Origin of the sequence: Colwellia sp. Arc7-D (assembly GCF_003061515.1) — a bacterium.
In the GTDB taxonomy this organism is placed as follows: Bacteria; Pseudomonadota; Gammaproteobacteria; order Enterobacterales; family Alteromonadaceae; genus Cognaticolwellia.
This window is the reverse complement of record NZ_CP028924.1, coordinates 1,196,012-1,218,037: the sequence shown is the minus strand read 5'-3', so window position 1 is coordinate 1,218,037 and position 22,026 is coordinate 1,196,012. Positions and strand designations below refer to the sequence as shown.

The window sequence follows — 22,026 nt, the reverse complement described above, 5'->3', positions numbered from 1 at the left end:
TTGGTATAAGATTGTTTTTCAGTTAATTTTTACAGAGGGTTTATGTCTACACACCTTTTTACTTCTGAGTCAGTGTCAGAAGGACATCCAGATAAAATAGCCGATCAAATTTCTGATGCGGTTTTAGATGCTATTATTGCTAAAGACAAGCACGCACGTGTTGCTTGTGAAACTATGGTAAAAACTGGTGTTGCTATTATTTCAGGTGAAGTTTCAACTACTGCCTGGGTTGATTTAGAACGTATTACCCGCGATGTTATTTCAGCAATTGGTTACACTTCTTCAGACGTAGGCTTTGATGGCGAAACCTGTGGCATTATGAATTTAATTGGTCAACAATCACCAGAAATTGCTCAAGGTGTTGATCGCGTTAAGCCAGAAGACCAAGGTGCTGGTGATCAAGGTTTAATGTTTGGTTATGCAACCAACGAAACTGAAACATTAATGCCTGCGCCATTATACTACTCGCATCGTTTAGTTGAACGCCAAGCTGAAGCACGTAAGTCAGGTATATTGCCTTGGTTACGTCCAGATGCAAAAAGCCAAGTTACTTTTATATATGAAGATAACAAACCGGTAGCGATTGATACGGTTGTTTTGTCTACACAACACAACCCAGACATCAAACAGCAAGATTTACATGATGCGGTAATGGAAAACATCATTAAGCATGTGTTACCTGCAGAATTGTTAACTAAAGACACTAAATACCATATCAACCCTACTGGCCGTTTTGTTATTGGTGGCCCGGTTGGTGATTGTGGCTTAACAGGTCGTAAAATTATTGTTGATACCTATGGCGGCATGGCTCGTCATGGTGGTGGTGCTTTCTCAGGTAAAGATCCATCAAAAGTTGATCGTAGTGCGGCTTATGCAGGTCGTTATGTCGCTAAAAATATTGTTGCTGCTGGCTTGGCTGATCGTTGTGAGATTCAAATTTCTTACGCTATTGGTGTTGCTGAGCCAACGTCAATTTCAATTGATAGTTTTGGCACAGGCAAAGTATCTGAAGAGCGTTTAGTCGAACTAGTTCGTGAACACTTTGACTTGCGCCCTTACGGTATCACTAAAATGTTAGACCTTTTGCACCCTATGTATCAGCAAACAGCTGCTTATGGTCACTTTGGTCGCGAACCTTTTGAAATGACCGTTGGCGATGACACTTTCACAGCATTTAGCTGGGAAAAAACAGATAAAGCTGAAGCATTACGTTTGTCTGCTGGCATTTAATTTATAATGCTTGTTTAACAAAACCGCTCTTTGAGCGGTTTTTTGCTTTTAAGCTACGGCTAAAATAAATAATATACCTTATCAATTGAATTTAGCAGCAGACGCCCTTATCTACAGGCTAGGCTTAAAATACAGCCAAGACCAAAAATTTCAAAATAAGTATTGGCCTTACATCAATAATAGCCTTTACGATATTAGATAATGTAAACTCAACCAATTAAAGCTCTATTGAAAATTTAATTAGCGAAAATGGAACACCCTTATGCGTAACCCTCGTATTTACCAAGCACAAACATTTGAAGTAGGTCAAACCCAAGCATTAAACGAAGATGCATTTGGCCATATTGTGCGCGTGTTACGTCTTAAAAATGGTGACGACATTACATTATTTAATGGTATAGCTGAACAAGCTGGTTATTTTGAGTATCAAGCCAAACTGACTAACGTTGGTAAAAAAAGCGCTGATGTAGAGGTTCTGGCTAAAAAGCTGGTTGAGAACGAATCACCACTGAATATACATTTAGCCCAAGGCATTTCTCGTGGCGATCGCATGGATTTCACCTTACAAAAGTCGGTAGAATTAGGCGTTAATACTATTACGCCAATTTTCACTGAACGTTGTGGTGTAAAGCTTAGCGGTGAACGCTTAGAGAAAAAGCATCAACAATGGCAAAAAATAGTGATCAGTGCCTGTGAACAAAGTGGCCGTTGTGCGGTCCCTATAGTGGCACCACCGATTTATTTAGACGATTGGTTACAGCAAGACAGTGAAGCATTAAAGCTTAATTTACACCCTAAAGCTCAGCATTCGATTATGAGTTTACCCATAGAGAATCAACGTGTGCGTTTGTTAATTGGGCCTGAGGGTGGACTAAATGACAGTGAAATAGCGAGTGCTAACAAAGCTGGCTTTCACGATGTTTTACTTGGTCCAAGAGTACTGAGAACAGAAACAGCCGCCCTAACCGCAATTACAGCATTACAATGCCGTTATGGTGATTTACATTAACTATTCGATAGTTATTAGTTAATTATATTTTAGTTATTAATGATTTATTAGTAAGTTTACATTCATTTAAATTGGCATATTGCATTCCAACAATGCGATAGCATTTATTAACAATACAATTAGGAAAAAACATGAGCATAAAAATTGGCGTAGTTATGGACCCTATTTCCGAGGTCAAAGTAAAAAAAGACTCTTCAATGGCAATGATGCTTGAAGCGCAAGCGCGCGGTTATGAAATTTATTATATGGAGATGCAAGATCTCTATTTAGAACAAGGTGTTTGTCGAGCTACAGCAGCAAAAGTAAAAGTATTTGATGATACTGAACATTGGTATGAATTAGACGAACGTGAAGATATCAACGTAGCCGACTTAGACGCCGTATTAATGCGTAAAGATCCGCCTTTTGATACAGAGTTTATCTACGCTACTTACATGCTAGAGCGTGCTGAAGTTGCTGGTACTTTAATTGTTAACAAGCCACAAAGTTTACGTGATTGTAACGAAAAGCTATTTACCGCTTGGTTTCCCGAGCTAACGCCAAAAACATTGGTTACACGTAATAATCAAAAAATCAGAGAGTTTCACAAAGAAAACAAAGATATTATTATTAAGCCATTAGATGGTATGGGCGGCTCCTCTATTTTCCGTATCGGTGAAAACGATCCTAACGTTGGTGTAATTCTTGAAACTTTAACAGCACATTCAACACAATATGCTATGGTTCAAGAGTACCTACCAGAAATTGTTGATGGTGATAAACGTATATTAATCGTGAATGGCGAACCAATGCCTTATTGTTTAGCCCGTATTCCTGCACAAGGAGAAACTCGTGGTAATTTAGCCGCTGGTGGTCGTGGTGTAGCAAGGCCATTAAGTGCCAGCGATAAATTTATTGCAGAAACTATTGCACCAGAATTGAAAAAACGCGGCTTATTTTTTGTTGGCTTAGATGTTATTGGCGACAAGGTCACTGAAATCAATGTTACTAGCCCAACCTGTATTCGCGAAATTGAAGCAGCATACCCAATAAATATTAGCGGAAAATTAATGGATGCCATCGAGCAAAACATTAAAAAGCGCTAAGTAACTCTGTTTGAGAACTACGCTATAGAAAGCTATTTTTTAGCGTATTTCTCCTCAATTATTAAGGTATATGTATGGACAGTTTTGAAAATCAACTTTTGATTGCTATGCCCAGCTTAGACGACTCGTATTTTAATAAAACGGTGACTTATATCTGTGAGCATAATGCTGAAGGGGCAATGGGTTTGATCATAAACCTGCCCATTAATGTCACTTTGAACGAATTACTAACCCAAATTGACGAAGACAAAACTGACGCGCCTGAACTTGATCAACAAGTATTAACGGGTGGCCCTGTTTCGCAAGACCGTGGTTTTGTTTTACACAGCACACAAGCGGGTTGGAATAGCTCTTTAGCGCTTAGTGAAGACGTTATGATTACTACGTCAAAAGACATTTTAATGGCGCTAGGCACAGCAGGTGCGCCCGCTAAGTATATGGTAACATTAGGTTATGCAGGCTGGGGACCCGGTCAATTAGAAGAAGAAATAAAAGCTAACTCTTGGCTTTTAACGCCAGCAGATGGCGATATTTTATTTAATACTCCCATTGAGCAACGCTGGAAAAAAGCCACGGAAAAACTGGGTATTGATATGGCACATTTATCCAATGAAGTTGGGCATGCATAATGGCAAGTAAGGCAGTGGTTGGCGAGCGAACTATACTCGGCTTTGATTTTGGTAAAAAGTATATTGGTGTGGCTGTTGGCCAAGAAATAACAGGCTCAGCTTCGCCTTTAGGCTCTGTGAAAGCGCGTGACGGTATTCCTGATTGGGAAGGCATGACCAAGTATATTAAAGAATGGCAACCCGATTTTATTGTCGTTGGTTTACCGCTAAATATGGACGGTAGTGAGCAGCAACTAACTCACGATGCTAAAAAATTTGGTAACCGTGTTTCAGGACGCTTTGGTCTGAAAGTTGAATTTCAAGATGAGCGTTTAACAACCGCTACGGCTAAAGAAGCGCTCTTTGAACAAGGCGGTTATCGTAATCTTAAAAAAGATAATATCGATGCCGAATCAGCAAAATTAATTATAGAAAGCTACTTTGAAAATCAATACTAACGCCCACCTTGTAACGCTTAATTTATTCGTATTACCATTAACTTATCATTCGTTGTTGATTAATTCAGCTTCTAACGTGGCTAATTAATGGATACTTTTACACTTATTAGTCCATTGATTATTGTAGGTCTTGTCGGTTTTTTATTGGCTAAGTTTAACTGGCTTAATAAAGCACAGGTTGAAGCAATAACCAAGTTTGCCTTTAACATCGCTATTCCTGCATTTTTATTTCAACAGTTAGCTAATGCTAATATGAGCAATATAGATTTAAATATTTATAGTGCTTTTTATTTACCATTGTTAGTGGTTTATGGCATAGCTTGGGCAATAAATTATTATTTTCATAAAGATTTAAATCATGATCTACCTGCATCCGCGGTTTATGCTTTCGGCGCAGGTTATTCAAACAACGTTATTGTCGGTATGCCAATCGCTTTAATGGTTTTGGGCGAGCAAGTATTACCGACCATATTTTTAGTTGTGAGCTTACACAGTGCGCTATTAATTGCTACCACGAGCTTACTCGCGGTTAACATTGCACAATTTAATTGGCGAATATTTTTAAAGCAGACTTTTTTAAACCCGTTATTAATCGCGATAATCGGCGGCTTTATGATTAATTTACTCGCAATTAAACTCCCCATGGTTATAAACAGCAGTTTGCTCATGTTAGGAAAGCCGGCCATTACTTTGGCACTTTTTCTACTCGGCGCCTCATTGGCGTTTTATAAAATTCGTAGTGAAGTTAAATTCATTATTACTGCCAGTATTTTAAAACTGTTGTTGTTACCAAGCTTAATCTTTTTAACCAGTTTTTATATCTTCCAATTTCCAGTCATTACCACCATGACTTTAGTTATTTTGAGTGCAAGCCCTTCAGGGGTGAATGCCTATTTAATCTCTAAACAACATAACAAGCATCAAGAAACGGTTGCCGGCATTGTGGTTGTTACTACCGTAATATCTATGGTCTCTATCCCCTTGTGGATTTGGGGCTTATCGAACGTATTTAGTATATAAAAAAGTATTCAATACCTTAGAACGGATTAAGCGAATATCCCTTATTTTGTAATACTGCATGGGCTGTCATGGCTGATAATGCCACTTGAACACCCGGCATGACCATATCATTGGTAATACCATGGTACGCTGCTGATTGGCCGCATAAGTATATGCTAACGTGGTTTTTCATTAGCGCTTGCACTAAATCATGGTTGGCATTTTTTTGTTGATACTTCTCTTGATATAACGATGGTTTTAGTAAGTCAAAGCCTGCCTTACCATGTACAACAACCGCTAAATTAATATTCTCTAGCGGCATGCCATTAGCCACATGCATATTAATAAAACGTGCTAGCGTTTCAATACTTCCATTTACTTTACCGACACTGCCTTGATCGCCAAGATCAAACGCAACTTTAAAAACAATGTTTTTATCAAGTTTGAGATCTTGCTGAACTTTCGCATGTTTACCGTAGTTTTTTATGACTGGCCCTGCCATAAATGTATCAGTATTTGCTGTGGCCGATGTTACACACAAAAGAGCGAAAATAAGGGTACTGAAACGAATTATAGTTAACATTTAACTGTCCTATTGGTCTATGTATTGCCCTGAAAAAATACAGGCAAATTAAGTTATATTATATTGAATAATACATTATATTTTTGGTGAGTTTTCCAATAAATATTCCTTTACTAAACCTGACGCTAAAGGCCTTGAAAAGTGAGAACCTTATAGCATCTTAATGTCTAGTGCTGATAGTTTATTGGCTTGCGCTTTGGTTTCAACTCCCTGAGCTACAACATCATAATTAAGCTTAACTGTCATATGTTTTACCGTTTCAATAATGACCATGTCAGTTGTATCTTGCATGTTTACAAAGGGGCGATCAATTTTTAAGGTATTAGCGGCTAAACTTTGAATGACCGATAATGATGAAATTTCATCGTATAACTGCAATACAGGGTCATTTAGACTGGCTAAGGGTTGTGGCTCATAATTCAATAATTGCCAGTTTACTGCTGCGATGCACGATTGTTGTAATGCCCAAATACCTATATTAATTATTAAGCCATACTGCTCTGCAATAGGAATAAATTTATCTGGTGGTATATTTTAGCTATCAAAATACAAAGAAGTAAGGCTTCAAAAGCAACGACTGTGTGAGACTTAGACGCGACGATAGGCTGATAAACTAAGCGAAGTTAATTAAAATGATGAAGAGCTTAATAGTTATCACCATTTGGTCGATGATATGAAGAATACAGATGGATAATAAATAGTAGGATGAAATATATGTTACTTCATCCTACTAACACACTATATTAATAAAAAACGTTATAAAAATTAATCTTCTTTCGGCGCTAAACCATCAATAGTGACACCTGACAATGAACCGGTTCCACCTTGATCATTACTGCGTAATTTAATCATTAAGCGTAAATCGTTTGGTGAGTCGGCATGATGCAGTGCATCAGCGTAGTTAATTAGCCCTTGTTGATATAAATTAAAGAGTGCTTGGTCAAATGTTTGCATACCTTGATCGGTAGATTTTTCCATCACTTCTTTAATACTACCCACATCACCTTTTTTAATTAATTCGGCAACATATGGAGAGTTTAATAACACTTCAATAGCAGCTAAACGACCATTACCATCGCGGGTTGGAATAAGCTGTTGGGCAATAATGCCGCGCAGGTTCAACGCAAGGTCAAACAATAACTTACCATGCTGTTCAGCAGGTACTAAATGCATAATACGATCAATTGCTTGGTTTGCATTGTTAGCATGCAAGGTCGCAATACATAGATGACCCGTTTCAGCGAAACTTAACGCGTGCTCCATGGTTTCTTGATTACGAATTTCACCAATTAGAATAACGTCTGGTGCTTGGCGTAAAGAGCTTTTAAGTGCCGCGCCAAAGCTTTCTGTATCAAGGCCAACTTCACGTTGTGTAACCATACATTTTCGGTGTTCATGAACAAACTCAACCGGATCTTCTATAGTTAAAATATGACCACGAGAGTTTTTATTTCGATAACCAATTAACGCAGCCATCGAAGTAGACTTACCCGTACCCGTACCACCCACAAATAGCACTAAACCACGCTTTGACATAACCACGTCTTTCAATACTGAAGGTAAGCCTAATTCATCGGCATCTGGAATTTCGGTAACAATGCGGCGAATAACCATACCAGCCATGTCTCGTTGCCAAAACGCCGATATACGAAATCGTCCTATATCGTCAATTGAAATTGCAAAGTTACATTCTTTTTCTTCATCAAATGCAGTTTTTTGCTTTTCTGACATGGCGTCATGAACCAAACCTAAAGATTCAGAGGCCGATAAAATATGATCGTCAATAGGAACAAGTTCCCCATTAACTTTTGCGCTTACAGCTAATTTAGCGGTAACAAACATATCTGATGCGCCGTGCTGCACCATTTTTTGTAATAAATCATGAAAACTCATTGAATTACCCTTTATAGATCAGAGACTAATAACCAGTAAATTGGTTTTTGTCTTGTGCTTTATCCATGGCATCTTGTCTGGTGATCATGCCGCGGTTGATCAGGTTTTGTAAACATTGATCCATTGTTTGCATGCCATGAGACATACCGGTTTGAATCGCTGAATACATTTGCGCAATTTTATCTTCACGAATAAGGTTACGAATTGCCGGTACACCCATCATTATTTCGTGTGAAGCAACACGACCGCCACCCACTTTTTTAACTAGCGTTTGTGAGATTACCGCGCGTAGTGATTCAGAAAGCATTGAACGCACCATAGCTTTTTCTTCACCCGGAAACACATCAATAATACGGTCAATGGTTTTAGGTGCAGAAGTTGTATGTAAGGTGCCAAACACTAAATGGCCGGTTTCAGCTGCGGTCATCGCTAAACGTATGGTTTCTAAATCACGCATTTCACCAACTAAAATTACATCGGGATCTTCACGTAATGCTGAGCGTAATGCCGCGCTAAAACTTAAGGTATCGCGATGAACTTCACGTTGGTTAATCAAACATGAATGGTTTTGATGAACAAACTCGATAGGATCTTCAATGGTTAAAATGTGATCATGTTTGGTTTTATTTATATGATCAACCATAGCCGCGAGTGTGGTTGACTTACCTGAACCCGTTGGTCCAGTAACAAGCACTAACCCACGAGGAAGCATAGATATATCTCTAAAAATATCAGGGCAACCTAAATCGTCTAATGATAAAATTTTACTTGGTATGGTACGAAATACGGCTGCAGGGCCACGGTTTTGATTAAATGCATTTACCCTGAAACGTGCTAAATTTGGCACTTCAAAAGAGAAATCGACCTCTAAATTTTCTTCATATTCTTTGCGTTGGCGATCATTCATAATATCATAGACCAAAGCGTTGACATCTTTTTCGTCAAATGCTGGTATATTTAGCTTACGTACGTCACCATCAACGCGAATTGACGGGGGTGTGCCGGTTGATAAATGTAAATCTGAAGCATTATTTTCAACACTAAATGCGAGTAATTCGGTAATATCCATACAAACCTCTGAGTTTAATTAATTATTAATTAACAACTGAATAAGTCATTGAGAACTGAAATAAACAATATGATTGCTATTAAAGATAATATTGCTGCTGTAGAACTGCAAATTTCTTCTGCTTGTCAGCTTGCCAATCGCAACGCTGATGAAGTTACTTTGCTTGCAGTTAGTAAAACTAAACCTATTGAAATGCTCGAGCAAGCCTATAATGCTGGGCAACGAAATTTTGGCGAAAGCTATGTGCAAGAAGCCGTTGAAAAAATTACCGCTTTGCAGAATAAAACTGATATTACGTGGCACTTTATTGGCCCAATTCAAACGAATAAAACCAAATTAATTGCCAGCCATTTTTCTTGGGTACATAGCATAGATAGAATTAAAGTTGCAAAACGCCTTAACGAGCATAGGTCTGGTCAAGATACCCCGCTAAACATTTGTTTACAAGTGAATATTAGTGGCGAATTAAGTAAATCTGGGGTTTTACCGCAAGAGCTTCCTGCGTTGCTTGATGTTATCGAAACATGCGATAACTTATGCCTACGCGGTTTGATGGCAATCCCAGAAAAAAATGCTTCTCAAGCAAGTTTTATCGAAATGCAAAATTTATTTTTGAAACTTCAAAAGCAATACCCAAGCATAGATACTTTATCAATGGGTATGTCTGCAGATTTGCAACTTGCTATTAATGCAGGCTCTACCTTAGTTCGCATTGGTTCAGCAATATTTGGTGCTAGAAGCTAAATAATTTAACTCAAAAAATAGTACAATGATGAAAATTAAGTACCCGCTAGCAATAGTGGCGGCTTTAACACAACAAAATTCTTATATTGAATGAAGAATTATATTCATTCAATCAGCAATACTTGATAGGAAACTTATGAAAAAAATAGCTTTTATTGGCGCAGGTAACATGAACGGTGCAATTATTTCGGGTTTAGTCAATGGCGGTTTTAACCCTGAACATATTATCGTATCGAACCCTTCTGCAGAAAAGCGTTTAGCACTGCAAGCAGCACACGGTATTAAGCAAACACAATGTAATATGGAAGCAACAACTTTTGCTGATGTCATCGTACTTGGCGTAAAACCTTACCTCATTGAAGAAGTTTGCCAGCACTTAGGCGAGAATATAGATATTACCAAAAAATGTTTTATTTCTGTTGCTGCAGGTTGCACCATTTCGCAAATAGAACAAGCGTTAGTTAAACCTTGCACTGTGATAAGAACGATGCCAAATACACCTTCACAACTCGGCTTTGGTGTATCAGGAATATATGCGAATGATCATACAAGTGAAGAAGAAAAAGCATTTACTACCACACTAATGGAGTCTGTTGGCATCGTTAAATGGTTGGTATCTGAAGAGCAAATTGACCATATCATTGCCGTTTCTGGTTCCGCCCCTGCTTACTTCTTCTTGTTTATGGAAGCAATGCAAAAGCAAGCGATAGCATACGGGTTTAGTGAGCAAGACAGTCGTGAACTTGTGCAACAAACGGCATTGGGCGCTGCTAAAATGGTGATTGAAAACGAACAACCTATCGGCAAACTTCGTGAAAATGTAACGTCTAAAGGCGGTACAACCCAAGCAGCCTTAAACTCTTTAATTGAGGGTGGCTTGGAAAAACTGGTATCCAATGCTATGAATTGTGCCGTTGCGCGCGCTAAAGAAATGGCGAAAAACGGTTAATCATATTACTATCGACATATTTGCAGTGTTTTATATTTGAAAAACAAGTAAAACACTGATTACCTTAATTTTTTATATTTTTGGAGTTTTAGATGGAAGCAATTAATTACTTGCTTAAATTTGCCTTTGACACCTTGTTGATGATTTTAGTGCTGCGCGTTTGGCTACAACTTGTTCGTGCTGATTTTTACAATCCACTTAGCCAGTTTATTGTAAAAGTAAGTAACCCTTTAGTTATCCCTTTACGCCGAATAATTCCGGGTGTTGGCGGTGTTGATCTAGCTACGATTGTTTTAGCTTATATTTTCGCGACCTTAACTTTTATCATTATTCCGCTACTCAATGGCGGCCCGATTGATATTATTTCAGCTTTATATTTAGGCTTAATTTACCTAATTAAACAAACAGGTATATTATTGTTTATCATCATGCTTGTTATGGCATTAATGAGCTGGGTAGTGCAAGGTTACAATCCAACTCAAATGATTTTCAATCAACTTACCGCACCAATTTTATCGCCTATTAGACGTATTATTCCCAGTATTGGCGGGCTTGATTTATCTGTACTTATCGCCTTTTTATTGTTGAATGTACTTAACATTTTGCTTGGCGGCTGGGTACCATATTGGTCAATGTTATAACAGTTAATTTACCCTGATACTCATCAGCAACTATACTTAACAATAACGACTTAAATGATAGGGACAACAACATGAAAATAATATTAAATAAGCTCATGTTAATATGCGCTTTGGCGTTAATCTTTACTACTTCGGTTAACGCTGAAAATATGAAAGAAATGGATGATATTAATGTCCATTATATTGCATTAGGTTCAACGTTTTTGACACCTGAAATTGCCAAAGCTTATGGCATTGAACGAAGCCGATATAAAGGATTAGTTAATATTGCAGTGCTCGATAACACGCAAGATGGCAATCCAGCAAAAACAGTAAATATTAACGGTAGAGCGCGCAATGACATTGGGCAAATTAAATCGTTAGATTTTATGGAAGTAAAAGAAGGCGATGCTGTTTATTATCTAGCGCAAGTTAGTTATAGCAATGAAGAAACCATTTACTTTGATATTATGATCACTGATAAAGGTAAGCAGCATAATTTAACTTTTTCGCAAAAATTTTATGTTGATTAGCTTAACCAAATAGTTAGCAGTAGAATGATAAATGGCACAATAAATATCACTGTGCCATTTTTGTATCTAAAATAGGCTAACTTAATTGCACCAACCTAGTAAGACTTCACTTTATTTATATTTATGGGTGAAGTTCAAGTCCCATTATCAGTATTTCTAAGCCGACTTAAGCCATTTTAACTTCGTGGTTTCAACCATAATCTGCGATAAATTTTGCTGCCAAAGGTATTCACCAATAAGCCCAGCATCACAATCATAATGCCGAATATTTGCTGTTCTGACATTTGTTCTTCAAGTAAGAACGACGCTGACATTATACCGATTACCGGTACACCTAGCGTTAATGGAGCCACTTGCCCAGCAGGGTAATGCGTTAATAAATAGCTCCACAAACTATAGCCAATAATAGATGCGGCAATCGCCAAATAAAATAAAACGGTAACACTTAACCAATTCAAATTTTGTAGACTATTTACTATGGCTACCTCTCCTTCTACCCAGTAACTGGTCACAAAAAACGGTACCATAGCTAGCCAAGACGACCAAACGACTAAACCAATATTCGCGCGATAGCCCCGTTGATTTATCATTCGATTAACAACATTACCTAAGCCCCACGCAATGGCTGCTGCAATGGTTAAACTAAACCCAAGCAGTGTCATACTATGTGCTTGACCAGAACTGCCAATGATATATAAACCACCTCCTGCTATGAGCATGGCCAGTACTTGACTATTTTTTACTTGTTCTTTTAATATGATTAACGAAAACAATAAAGTAAACACCGCTTGCGACTGCAATACTAAGGATGCAAGTCCCGCTGGCATACCAAACGCTAAAGCTGAAAATAGTAATGAAAATTGCCCAAAGCATAAGGTTAGTGCATAAAGTGCCATCCATCGCCAAGGTATATTAGGTTTAGCAACAAACATAGAGCCGAGTAAAGCGACTAATAAAAACCGTAAGCCCCCATAAGTAAGGGCGGCATTGACTGAATGCCCCAAGCAATAATGACAAAATTAAAGCCCCAGATAAAAATAATAACTAAACCAATGAAGGTATCTTTTAACGACATAGTGCCTCTGCGTTTTATTTAATTAGTGCTTTGATGCTCCCTCTTTGTTGTAGATTAAGGTATTATGCGCGCCATTGTTATGATTAATTAATTCTAAGGTATTCGTGATGACCACCATCGTATTAGCGACCGGCAACCAAGGCAAAGTTAACGAGTTAGCCCGTTTGTTAGCGGCTCAAAATATTGAAATTAAACCCCAGAGTGAATTCAATGTAAGTGATGTTGCAGAAACGGGTACCACCTTTGTCGAAAACGCGATAATTAAAGCACGCCATGCAGCAAAATCTACGGGACTTGCAGCCATTGCCGATGATTCAGGCTTAGAGGTTGACGCATTAAATGGTGCACCAGGCGTTTATTCCGCGCGTTATGCAGGTGAAAACGCCAGTGATGACGACAACACCAATAAGTTATTAAATGCACTAGTCGATGTTGCTGACGATCAGCGTTCTGCACGTTTTCATTGTGTTTTGGTTTATATGCGTCATGAGAATGATCCAACACCACTTATTTGTCATGGTGTTTGGGAAGGTAGCATTACCAGAGAGAAAATAGGTCAACAAGGATTTGGTTACGATCCCGTATTTTGGCAAGCCGATCATAAAATGACATCAGCACAGTTACCACGTGATTTAAAAAACCAACTTAGCCATCGCGGCCAAGCGCTAGAAAAACTTATTCCTCAGCTTTTAGAAGTATTACGTTAAATGTTAATTGCACCACCACTTTCGTTATATATTCATATACCTTGGTGTGTTGAAAAATGCCCATATTGTGACTTTAATTCTCATGCATTAAAACATGCTATTCCTGAGCAAGACTATATTGCACAGTTACTGCTGGATTTAGACAGCGACATTGAGCGCTTTGCATTAAATGATAGGCCTTTACATTCAATTTTTATTGGTGGAGGTACACCCAGTTTATTTTCAGCACCTGCGATAGATCAACTATTAACCAAGGTATTACAACGTTTTGAGCATAAGGCTGATATAGAAATAACCTTAGAAGCTAATCCAGGTACGGTAGAAGCAGAAAAGTTTATAGGCTTTTTTAACGGCGGTGTTTCAAGATTATCCATTGGTGTTCAGAGTTTTGCTTCAGATAAGTTGATAAAGTTAGGTCGAATACATGATAGTGAACAAGCCAAAGTAGCAGCTAATTTAGCAAGTGAATGTGGCGTAAAAAGCTTTAACCTTGACTTAATGCACGGTTTGCCTGATCAAACGGTTGCCCATGCACTAGATGATTTAAAAACGGCTATACGTTTAAATCCTAGTCATATTTCTTGGTATCAATTAACTATTGAACCCAATACAGCGTTTCATTCACGGCCACCCAAATTGCCACAAGATGAAGTACTGTGGAATATTCAAGATCAAGGCATTGCTTTACTTAATGAAGCCGGATATCAGCAATATGAAATTTCAGCTTACAGTAAGCCGGAATTTCAATGCCAACATAACCTAAACTATTGGAAGTTTGGCGACTACCTCGGTATTGGTTGTGGTGCGCATGGTAAAATTACTGATGTGAATAAACAAACTGTTCACCGTACCGTAAAAGTGAAGCACCCTAAAGGTTATTTAGATACCAGTAGAAAAGCACTAGATAAACTGCATACGGTAAGCGCTGAAGAGTTACCTTTTGAGTACATGATGAACCGCTTACGTTTGTTTTCTGGCTTTTCACTTGATGAATATCAAGCGTTTACTGGCTTAAGTGTTGATACTGTTTTACCCACATTATTAATTGCTAAAGATAAAAACCTGATGGAGTTTGATGGCACACTTTGGTCTGTTAGCAAGCTTGGGCACAGATACCTCAACGATTTACTAGAAATGTTTTTATAACTCATGTTAAAAAAAAATCTCACAAACAAAATTAACGTACAGCTCACAGATAAAGCCAACATTCCTACTGATGAATGCGATGTGCAAGACGCTTTTTCTGAAGAAGATAATCATTTTATGCGGCGAGCCATTGAACTGGCTAACCTTGCTGATAGCCATAATGAAATACCGGTTGGTGCTGTTGTTGTTTGTAATGGTGAGATTGTCGGCGAAGGCTATAATCAGTCGATTATGAATAATGACCCTTCTGCACATGCAGAAATGATGGCCATTCGCGATGCCGGTAAAAACTTACAAAACTATCGACTACTCGATTGTACATTGTACGTAACTCTTGAACCTTGCCCTATGTGTGCTGGTTTGTTGGTGCATAGCCGTATAAATCGCTTAATATTTTCCAGCAAAGATTTAAAAACGGGGGCCGCAGGCAGTGCATTTTCATTATTAAACCATGAAAAGCACAATCATCAGGTTCAAGTAAAGTCTGGACTTTTAGCTACAGAATGTAGCGATATGCTTTCAGCATTTTTTAAACGCAGAAGAGAAGAAAAAAAAGCGGAGAAACTCGCTAGAAAAAAATAAGCCAGATTTAAGAGATAACCCGATAAAATCCTACTATTTAAGATATGACAACGGATTGGCTAGCTAACCAAGATTTTGCCGACTCCACATCATAAAATTCGCGACGGTTTTGAAATTCAAACATTGCAGGTTGTTGATTTTTAGCCATGTCAGCGTAAATTTTTTGGTGATAAATAGCCGCCCAAGCAATACAGTTTTGTTTATTTAACCATAAGAAATAGTCGTTTGATATTTTGTGTGCCGCTGGTGTACTGCCTTCATAATTAGTGCAATTAAGTAAGACACTAAAGGCTTGGCCATTTAAGCTGTCAACCTTGGTTTGTATTTGTTTACAAGCCGACTTTGTTGCAATGTCGTTAAATGTGCCGACCAATATAATACTTAACAAGTTAACTTCAAGTGTTACAGAATAGTTTCCGTGTTCGACCATAGTTAGCATTACCTTTATAGCTGAAAACTTAATAAGTTCTCTAATAGATTTTTATACCAAACTTATAGTGCTGTGTCATCGAGAATTATCTCTATATATTGATTTACATAAAGCTGACTATTTTCGAATACTAAGATGTATATTATTATTTGGCAAAAGATACCAAAATACAGCTACTATAACTGCCTTTACGCTGTAATAAAAAAGTGGGGAGGAAAAGTTAAAAAGTAACACTTAATGATATAACGTTATGTAAATTGGCTGATGTTTACGTTAAGCGCTAATAATTAAACTAGCTAACTTTTCAAACTTTGATGGGATCTACAGGTGCAGTTCCACTATGAAATTGATCTGATGCAAACTGGGTATGGCGTCGATTTGCTAACCTTATTTTCTGACGACGTAATGTTCTTTTCCTTTGATTACTTACAAAATACCTTTTAATTTTCATATCAACCTCTTTGGAATACGCATTAACAATATGATAAATAGAGTATCAGGTCTATCGTGTTTACTAAAAAGACCTGATTATAGTTAACTTAGTATCGCCAACCTTTATGACACTTTAATGAAATAAGCAAAAATCCGTATTTACTTTACTTCTTCTACTTCTACTTCACTATTCACTGCTAATTCAGTTTTTAGTGCATTTTGTTTAGCCTGATCATCCATCCACGTTAAAGTATCGTAATATCGACGAATATTTTCGACATAGTTAACGGGTTCATCCCCTCTAGCGTAGCCATATCGTGTTTCTTTATAATATTTCTTTTGTTTTAATAGCGGTAAACGCTCTTTTACTTCCACCCAACGGTCTGGGTCTCCACCTTGTTTTTTTGTAATTTTACGCGCGTCATTTAAGTGCCCTAAACCAATATTATAAGAAGCTAAAGCAAACCAAAGCCTATCAGGAGAAGGGACTCGGGCCGGCATGCGTTCGATCATTTGTTTAAAGTATTTAGCGCCACCTCGAATGCTTTGTTCTGCGTCAAGCCTACTTTTAATACCCATTTGCTTAGCTGTTGGTAACGTAAGCATCATCATGCCACGCACCCCTGTGTATGAGCGAGCATGAGGTTCCCAATGCGATTCTTGGTAACTAATGGCTGCTAATAAGCGCCAATCAACATCTTGGCCATATCGTTCAAAGAGCGGTTGGTATTTAGGTAATTTTTTTTCAATTGCTTTAATAAACATGCGTGTATCAACATAGTTAAATTCTTCTATGTGTCCATAATGTTTATCGTTTAAAGCTAACAAAACACCGTTATGGTGCACTTGACCAAAAAATTCAATTAAGCTGGCAAAAATAGAATCATCGCTATGCTTATTGATCATCCAAGCCAAAGACTCTTCTTTTAGAATTGTAAAACCAATGCTGATTTCAGGATAATAACGGCGACTAATGGCCAAAGTATTGCTGTCTGCAATGGTGTAATCTATTTCATCTAAAAGCACCCGTAACAAAAGCTCTTCACTATCTAACTCACTGGTGGTCGACCATAATAGATCAGGGTTAGATATTTTTAATTGCGCTAAACTTTCAACATGGCTAGATTGTTCAAGGACTTCCAACGTACCGGTTAAGTCCGCTAATTTTCGAGGTCTGATATTGCCCTGCTTAAAAACGAGTTTTTGGCTAACGTTGTCATAGCTTGGTGAGAAGTGATAGTTTTTCAAACGTTCGTCAGTAACAGCTAAGCCTGCAGCGAGTAAGTCAACACTGCCATTATCAAGCTGTTGAAATAATTCGTTTAAGTTGTAACTGGGCATCATTTTTAATTCGACACCTAAAAATTGTGCATATTTTTGTGCTAGCTCATATTCAAAGCCAGCAGGCCCTTCAGCGTCAAGATAATAGCTAGTGTTGCCATAAAGTGTGCCAACCGTTACATAGCCACGATCAATAATTCGTTGCAAATTAGCTGAAGTTTCTTTTGTTTCACACGCCGATAAAAGAAAGATAAATGGCAGTAAAAACAAGGCCAACAGCTTTTTTATATTAACGTTATGAACAAATGATTTTATTTGTTTTTTTATCATAATCCCTATTGTCACGTGAATTGCTATATTTAAAAAGCTATTTTTGCTCTGTAGTGCATTTAGTCATCAGAAAGTTAGTTTGAAATGAGACAAATCGTTTCTATAATTGCCCTATTTAAACTATAATACGCGCGTTTTTTATCCTTAATTAATCTAACCCGGTGAAATAGACTATGTCGATGTTGATGAAAACCTTTCGCGGTGCACCAGCACTATCTGAATTTAGAGTAAACAAGCTACTGAATCAGTGTAGTGAGCTGAAACTGCCCGTTACGGATATCTATGCTGAGTTTACGCACTTCGCTCATATTTCTGAGGCATTAAACGTTGAAGAGACTAACGTTTTAGAACAACTGCTTAAGTATGGACCAACGATTGAAGAGCATGAGCCTGTTGGCCAGTTCTTATTAGTAACTCCACGACCTGGCACTATTTCACCTTGGTCTTCAAAGTCTACTGACATTGCCAACAACTGTGGTTTAAGTAAGGTTATTCGCCTTGAACGTGGTTTAGCATATTATATTAGCACTGAAAATGCCGCGACTTTAACACCTGAGCAACAGTCAACATTAAATAACTTAATTCATGATCGCATGATGGAATTTGTATTTAATGCGACCACTGACGCTACAGCCTTGTTTGCTAGCGCTGAACCCGGTGAACTAACGAGTATTGACATAGAACACGGCGGAAAAAATGCCTTAATTAAGGCGAATACAGAGTTAGGGCTTGCCTTAGCTGATGACGAAGTTAACTACTTATTTGAAAACTTCACTAAATTGGGCCGAAATCCTCACGACATTGAACTTTATATGTTCGCCCAAGCAAACTCAGAGCACTGCCGTCATAAAATTTTTAACGCTGATTGGACTATCGATGGCGTAAAACAACCTAAATCATTATTTAAAATGATCCGTAATACCCATGAAGTAAACCCTGACTTTGTACTAAGTGCATACAAAGATAACGCAGCGGTTATGGTGGGTAATAAAGGCGGTAGATTCTTCCCAAATCCTGAAACGAATATTTATGGTTATCACCATGAAGATATTCAAATTTTAATGAAAGTTGAAACCCATAACCACCCTACAGCTATTTCACCTTACCCAGGTGCAGCAACTGGCTCAGGTGGCGAAATTCGTGATGAAGGCGCAACTGGCATTGGGTCAAAACCAAAAGCTGGTTTAGTCGGTTTTTCAGTTTCAAACTTACGTATACCGGGTTTTGAACAACCTTGGGAAACAGATTTTGGCAAACCTAATCGTATTGTTTCTGCCTTAGATATTATGACGGAAGGTCCATTAGGTGGCGCAGCGTTTAATAACGAATTTGGTCGCCCAGCTATTTTAGGTTACTTCCGAACTTACGAAGAGCAAGTAAACTCTTTTAACGGCAGCGAAGTGCGCGGTTACCACAAGCCAATTATGCTTGCAGGTGGTTTAGGCAATATTCGTGATGAGCACGTACAAAAGCGTGAAATTGTTGTTGGCGCTAACTTAATTGCTTTAGGTGGCCCAGCAATGAACATTGGCTTAGGTGGCGGTGCTGCTTCTTCAATGGCATCAGGCCAATCGGCTGAAAGTTTAGATTTTGCTTCTGTGCAACGTGAAAACCCTGAAATGGAGCGTCGTTGCCAAGAAGTGATTGATAAGTGTTGGCAATTAGGTGAAGAAAACCCTATTGCTTTCATTCATGATGTTGGCGCAGGTGGTTTATCTAATGCTTTTCCAGAACTAGTTTCTGATGGTGGCCGTGGTGGTGTTTTTGAACTTCGCAACGTGCCTAACGATGAACGTAGCATGGCACCACATGAAATTTGGTGTAACGAGTCTCAAGAACGTTATGTTATTGCCGTATCAGACAAAAACTTAGCAACGTTTGAAAAAATATGTCTTCGTGAGCGCGCGCCTTTCTCTGTGGTTGGTCGAGCGACTGAAGAAGAACATTTAACCGTAACTGACTCACATTTCGCTGGTAATGATAAATTAGATACTCCGATTGATTTACCGCTTGAAGTATTATTAGGCAAAACGCCTAAAATTTTCAAAGACGTTGAATCTAAAGTAGCTAATGGTGATAACTTCAGCGTTGCTGATATCACATTAATTGATGCCGCTGAGCGTATTTTATCACTGCCAACGGTAGCAGAAAAAACATTTTTAATTACCATTGGTGACCGTTCAGTAACCGGTATGGTTAATCGCGACCAAATGGTTGGCCCTTGGCAGGTTCCCGTAGCTGATTGTGGTGTTACCGCTTCTGCGCTTGACTCTTATCATGGCGAAGCTATGTCGTTGGGTGAACGCACTCCGGTTGCTTTATTAAACTTTGGCGCTTCTGCACGTTTAGCCGTAGCAGAGTCGTTAACCAATATTGCCGGTACCGATATTGGCGACTTAAATCGTATTAAGCTGTCAGCTAACTGGATGTCGCCAGCAGGTCACCCGGGTGAAGATGCTGGTTTATATGAAGCTGTAAAAGCGATTGGTGAAGAGCTTTGTCCTGCATTAGGTTTAACCATTCCTGTTGGAAAAGACTCAATGTCGATGAAAACCAAATGGGACGAGAATGGAACTGAGAAATCAGTAACATCACCTATGTCATTAATCATCACTGCTTTTGGTGTTGTTGAAGACATTCGTAAAACGGTTACCCCTGAACTAAGAATAGATCAAGGTGATTCACGCCTAGTGGCTATTGATTTATCAAAAGGTAAAAACCGTTTAGGTGGTTCATGTTTAGCACAAGTCTATAAACAGCTTGGCAAAGAAACACCAGATGTTGATAGCCCTGAAACTTTAAAAGGTTTCTTCAACGCCATGCAGACCTTAGTGCGTGATGAAAAGCTTATCGCTTATCATGATATTTCAGATGGTGGCTTGTTCACTACTGTTGTAGAAATGGCATTTGCTGGACATACCGGTGTTGATATTGATTTAAGCAAACTCAGTTCAGCGTCAGGCAATGATGTTGATGTGCTCTTTAGTGAAGAGCTTGGTGCCGTGATTCAAATCCGCGAAAGCGATGTTGATGCTATTCATGCCGTTTTTGCCGAGTTTGGCATTGAAGATTGTTGCACTGACATTGGTCGCATTAATAACGAAGATACTATTCGTTTTAGCCGCGATGGCGAAGTCGTGTTAGAGAATTCACGTACTTACTACCGTACAACGTGGGCTAAAACTACACATAAAATGCAATCGCTACGCGATAACCCAGAATGTGCACAACAAGAGCATGATGTTAAATTTGATACTGAAGATCCTGGCCTGAATGCTGATTTAAGTTTTGATATCAATGAAGACATTGTGGCTGCTTTAATCGCTAAAGATGCACAGGCTAATGGCACTGAAGTTAGTAATCCTCGTATCGCTATTTTACGTGAGCAAGGTGTTAACTCTCATGTAGAAATGGCCGCTGCCTTTGATCGCGCTGGTTTCATTGCTATTGATGTACACATGTCAGATATATTATCGGGTCGTACTGATTTAGCTAACTTTAATGGCCTAGTGGCTTGTGGCGGCTTCTCATACGGTGATGTTCTTGGTGCTGGTGAAGGTTGGGCAAAATCAATACTGTTCAACAAAAATGCTAAAGCTATGTTCAAAACTTTCTTCGAACGTGAAGATACTTTCTCTTTAGGTGTGTGTAACGGTTGTCAAATGCTGTCAAACCTAAAAGAAATTATTCCGGGTGCTGAAGCATGGCCGCGTTTTGTTCAAAATAAATCAGAGCGCTTTGAAGCACGCTTTAGCTTAGTTGAGATACAAGAAACGCCGTCAATATTTTTTGATGGTATGGCTGGCTCTCGTATGCCAATTGCGGTTTCTCATGGTGAAGGTCGTGCTGAGTTTAGTTCTGATGACGCTATTGATAATGCTAATGAGTCTGGCACTGTTGCCATGCGTTACGTGGATAACTATGGTCATATTACAGAAACTTATCCTGCCAACCCGAACGGTTCACCGGATGGTATTACGGCATTAACCACGACTGATGGTCGAGTCACTATAATGATGCCACATCCTGAGCGTGTGTTCCGCACCGTTGCCAACTCATGGCATCCTGATGAATGGCAAGAAGATTCACCTTGGGTTCGCATGTTCCGCAATGCGCGTAAATTTATAGGTTAATTTCCCTTTAACTTATCGACTACATTAAAAAAGCGCCTTAAAGGCGCTTTTTTTTAGCCGTTAACTTAAGCTATCACTTAAGCAACCTGTTCACTTTAGCTAAGAAATCAGACTAGCTGCATCCGTGTTG

The 22,026-nt window shown here is 38.6% G+C and carries 21 protein-coding genes; 14 read left to right on the top strand and 7 right to left on the bottom strand.

Translation table 11 applies throughout. From position 1 onward, the window contains the following. Positions 1–42 precede the first annotated feature (42 nt). The 6 genes from metK (at position 43) to DBO93_RS05340 (ending at position 5,410) form a co-directional block, all read left to right on the top strand. A complete protein-coding gene (gene metK / locus DBO93_RS05365; protein ID WP_108455403.1) occupies positions 43–1,230 on the top strand; it encodes a methionine adenosyltransferase in 1,188 nt (395 codons plus the stop codon). 262 nt (positions 1,231–1,492) lie between these two features. Then, the gene (gene rsmE, locus DBO93_RS05360; protein WP_108455402.1) at positions 1,493–2,239 is read left to right on the top strand and encodes a 16S rRNA (uracil(1498)-N(3))-methyltransferase; all 747 of its coding nucleotides are present in this window, start codon (positions 1,493–1,495) and stop codon (positions 2,237–2,239) included. A 131-nt stretch (positions 2,240–2,370) separates the two neighbouring features. Further along, complete coding sequence (gene gshB, locus DBO93_RS05355) at positions 2,371–3,324, top strand: glutathione synthase (protein WP_108455401.1); 954 nt, start codon at positions 2,371–2,373, stop codon at positions 3,322–3,324. Positions 3,325–3,398: 74 nt separating this feature from the next. Then, positions 3,399–3,953, top strand: a complete 555-nt coding sequence (locus DBO93_RS05350) for a YqgE/AlgH family protein (protein WP_108455400.1) — start codon at positions 3,399–3,401, stop codon at positions 3,951–3,953. After that, the gene (gene ruvX, locus DBO93_RS05345) at positions 3,953–4,390 is read left to right on the top strand and encodes a Holliday junction resolvase RuvX (protein ID WP_108455399.1); all 438 of its coding nucleotides are present in this window, start codon (positions 3,953–3,955) and stop codon (positions 4,388–4,390) included. The genes DBO93_RS05350 and ruvX overlap by 1 nt, the downstream gene beginning before the upstream one ends. A gap of 87 nt (positions 4,391–4,477) precedes the next feature. After that, positions 4,478–5,410 carry an AEC family transporter gene (locus DBO93_RS05340; RefSeq protein ID WP_108455398.1) on the top strand — a complete coding sequence of 311 codons (933 nt, stop codon included), beginning with the start codon at positions 4,478–4,480 and terminating at the stop codon, positions 5,408–5,410. Between the two features lie 16 nt (positions 5,411–5,426). On the opposite strand, the gene DBO93_RS05335 is transcribed toward DBO93_RS05340, so the two are convergent. The 4 genes from DBO93_RS05335 to DBO93_RS05320 form a co-directional block, all read right to left on the bottom strand. Next, positions 5,427–5,972 carry a DsrE family protein gene (locus DBO93_RS05335; protein ID WP_108455397.1) on the bottom strand — a complete coding sequence of 182 codons (546 nt, stop codon included), beginning with the start codon at positions 5,970–5,972 and terminating at the stop codon, positions 5,427–5,429. A 150-nt stretch (positions 5,973–6,122) separates the two neighbouring features. Beyond that, positions 6,123–6,395, bottom strand: coding sequence for an EAL domain-containing protein (locus DBO93_RS05330; RefSeq protein WP_162533730.1), 273 nt, complete (start codon positions 6,393–6,395; stop codon positions 6,123–6,125). Positions 6,396–6,737: 342 nt separating this feature from the next. Continuing rightward, positions 6,738–7,865 carry a PilT/PilU family type 4a pilus ATPase gene (locus DBO93_RS05325; protein WP_108455395.1) on the bottom strand — a complete coding sequence of 376 codons (1,128 nt, stop codon included), beginning with the start codon at positions 7,863–7,865 and terminating at the stop codon, positions 6,738–6,740. Positions 7,866–7,890: 25 nt separating this feature from the next. After that, positions 7,891–8,934, bottom strand: a complete 1,044-nt coding sequence (locus DBO93_RS05320) for a type IV pilus twitching motility protein PilT (protein ID WP_108455394.1) — start codon at positions 8,932–8,934, stop codon at positions 7,891–7,893. 69 nt (positions 8,935–9,003) lie between these two features. On the opposite strand from DBO93_RS05320, the gene DBO93_RS05315 reads away from it, so the two are divergent. The 4 genes from DBO93_RS05315 to DBO93_RS05300 all read left to right on the top strand — a co-directional run bounded on the left by DBO93_RS05315 (position 9,004) and on the right by DBO93_RS05300 (position 11,780). Next, complete coding sequence (locus DBO93_RS05315; RefSeq protein WP_108455393.1) at positions 9,004–9,678, top strand: YggS family pyridoxal phosphate-dependent enzyme; 675 nt, start codon at positions 9,004–9,006, stop codon at positions 9,676–9,678. A 136-nt stretch (positions 9,679–9,814) separates the two neighbouring features. Then, on the top strand, positions 9,815–10,627 hold the full coding sequence (gene proC, locus DBO93_RS05310; protein ID WP_108455392.1) for a pyrroline-5-carboxylate reductase: 813 nt from the start codon (positions 9,815–9,817) through the stop codon (positions 10,625–10,627). Between the two features lie 92 nt (positions 10,628–10,719). Beyond that, positions 10,720–11,268 (top strand): YggT family protein, encoded by a 549-nt coding sequence (locus DBO93_RS05305; protein WP_108455391.1) that lies wholly within the window; start codon positions 10,720–10,722, stop codon positions 11,266–11,268. A gap of 71 nt (positions 11,269–11,339) precedes the next feature. Beyond that, the gene (locus DBO93_RS05300; RefSeq protein WP_108455390.1) at positions 11,340–11,780 is read left to right on the top strand and encodes a DUF4426 domain-containing protein; all 441 of its coding nucleotides are present in this window, start codon (positions 11,340–11,342) and stop codon (positions 11,778–11,780) included. A 176-nt stretch (positions 11,781–11,956) separates the two neighbouring features. Here the strand turns inward: DBO93_RS05300 and DBO93_RS05295 are convergent, their stop codons facing one another. Then, complete coding sequence (locus DBO93_RS05295; RefSeq protein ID WP_239059123.1) at positions 11,957–12,784, bottom strand: EamA family transporter; 828 nt, start codon at positions 12,782–12,784, stop codon at positions 11,957–11,959. A 175-nt stretch (positions 12,785–12,959) separates the two neighbouring features. Here DBO93_RS05295 and DBO93_RS05290 point away from each other — a divergent pair, with 175 nt between their 5' ends. The 3 genes from DBO93_RS05290 to tadA are packed head-to-tail and all read left to right on the top strand — an operon-like array spanning position 12,960 to position 15,290. Continuing rightward, positions 12,960–13,562 (top strand): XTP/dITP diphosphatase, encoded by a 603-nt coding sequence (locus tag DBO93_RS05290; protein ID WP_204100650.1) that lies wholly within the window; start codon positions 12,960–12,962, stop codon positions 13,560–13,562. After that, the gene (hemW, locus tag DBO93_RS05285; RefSeq protein ID WP_108455388.1) at positions 13,563–14,708 is read left to right on the top strand and encodes a radical SAM family heme chaperone HemW; all 1,146 of its coding nucleotides are present in this window, start codon (positions 13,563–13,565) and stop codon (positions 14,706–14,708) included. It abuts the gene before it with no gap. A 3-nt stretch (positions 14,709–14,711) separates the two neighbouring features. Continuing rightward, positions 14,712–15,290 (top strand): tRNA adenosine(34) deaminase TadA, encoded by a 579-nt coding sequence (gene tadA / locus DBO93_RS05280; protein ID WP_108455387.1) that lies wholly within the window; start codon positions 14,712–14,714, stop codon positions 15,288–15,290. 37 nt (positions 15,291–15,327) lie between these two features. Here tadA and DBO93_RS05275 read toward each other — a convergent pair whose 3' ends face one another. Continuing rightward, positions 15,328–15,720 carry a hypothetical protein gene (locus tag DBO93_RS05275; protein WP_108455386.1) on the bottom strand — a complete coding sequence of 131 codons (393 nt, stop codon included), beginning with the start codon at positions 15,718–15,720 and terminating at the stop codon, positions 15,328–15,330. Positions 15,721–16,311: 591 nt separating this feature from the next. Then, positions 16,312–17,778: a membrane-bound lytic murein transglycosylase MltF gene (gene mltF, locus DBO93_RS05270; protein WP_343215945.1), complete on the bottom strand. Its 1,467-nt coding sequence runs from the start codon at positions 17,776–17,778 to the stop codon at positions 16,312–16,314. Positions 17,779–17,948: 170 nt separating this feature from the next. Here mltF and purL point away from each other — a divergent pair, with 170 nt between their 5' ends. Beyond that, positions 17,949–21,896 carry a phosphoribosylformylglycinamidine synthase gene (gene purL, locus DBO93_RS05265; protein WP_108457758.1) on the top strand — a complete coding sequence of 1,316 codons (3,948 nt, stop codon included), beginning with the start codon at positions 17,949–17,951 and terminating at the stop codon, positions 21,894–21,896. Positions 21,897–22,026: the final 130 nt, after the last annotated feature.

Bases quoted from the DNA above. Each gene is read 5' to 3' on its own strand.
- metK (WP_108455403.1), top strand. From the start codon at position 43: ATGTCTACACACCTTTTTACTTCTGAGTCAGTGTCAGAAGGACATCCA.
- rsmE (WP_108455402.1), top strand. From the start codon at position 1,493: ATGCGTAACCCTCGTATTTACCAAGCACAAACATTTGAAGTAGGTCAA.
- gshB (WP_108455401.1), top strand. From the start codon at position 2,371: ATGAGCATAAAAATTGGCGTAGTTATGGACCCTATTTCCGAGGTCAAA.
- DBO93_RS05350 (WP_108455400.1), top strand. From the start codon at position 3,399: ATGGACAGTTTTGAAAATCAACTTTTGATTGCTATGCCCAGCTTAGAC.
- ruvX (WP_108455399.1), top strand. From the start codon at position 3,953: ATGGCAAGTAAGGCAGTGGTTGGCGAGCGAACTATACTCGGCTTTGAT.
- DBO93_RS05340 (WP_108455398.1), top strand. From the start codon at position 4,478: ATGGATACTTTTACACTTATTAGTCCATTGATTATTGTAGGTCTTGTC.
- DBO93_RS05335 (WP_108455397.1), bottom strand. From the start codon at position 5,972: ATGTTAACTATAATTCGTTTCAGTACCCTTATTTTCGCTCTTTTGTGT.
- DBO93_RS05325 (WP_108455395.1), bottom strand. From the start codon at position 7,865: ATGAGTTTTCATGATTTATTACAAAAAATGGTGCAGCACGGCGCATCA.
- DBO93_RS05320 (WP_108455394.1), bottom strand. From the start codon at position 8,934: ATGGATATTACCGAATTACTCGCATTTAGTGTTGAAAATAATGCTTCA.
- DBO93_RS05315 (WP_108455393.1), top strand. From the start codon at position 9,004: ATGATTGCTATTAAAGATAATATTGCTGCTGTAGAACTGCAAATTTCT.
- proC (WP_108455392.1), top strand. From the start codon at position 9,815: ATGAAAAAAATAGCTTTTATTGGCGCAGGTAACATGAACGGTGCAATT.
- DBO93_RS05305 (WP_108455391.1), top strand. From the start codon at position 10,720: ATGGAAGCAATTAATTACTTGCTTAAATTTGCCTTTGACACCTTGTTG.
- DBO93_RS05300 (WP_108455390.1), top strand. From the start codon at position 11,340: ATGAAAATAATATTAAATAAGCTCATGTTAATATGCGCTTTGGCGTTA.
- hemW (WP_108455388.1), top strand. From the start codon at position 13,563: ATGTTAATTGCACCACCACTTTCGTTATATATTCATATACCTTGGTGT.
- tadA (WP_108455387.1), top strand. From the start codon at position 14,712: ATGTTAAAAAAAAATCTCACAAACAAAATTAACGTACAGCTCACAGAT.
- DBO93_RS05275 (WP_108455386.1), bottom strand. From the start codon at position 15,720: ATGGTCGAACACGGAAACTATTCTGTAACACTTGAAGTTAACTTGTTA.
- purL (WP_108457758.1), top strand. From the start codon at position 17,949: ATGAAAACCTTTCGCGGTGCACCAGCACTATCTGAATTTAGAGTAAAC.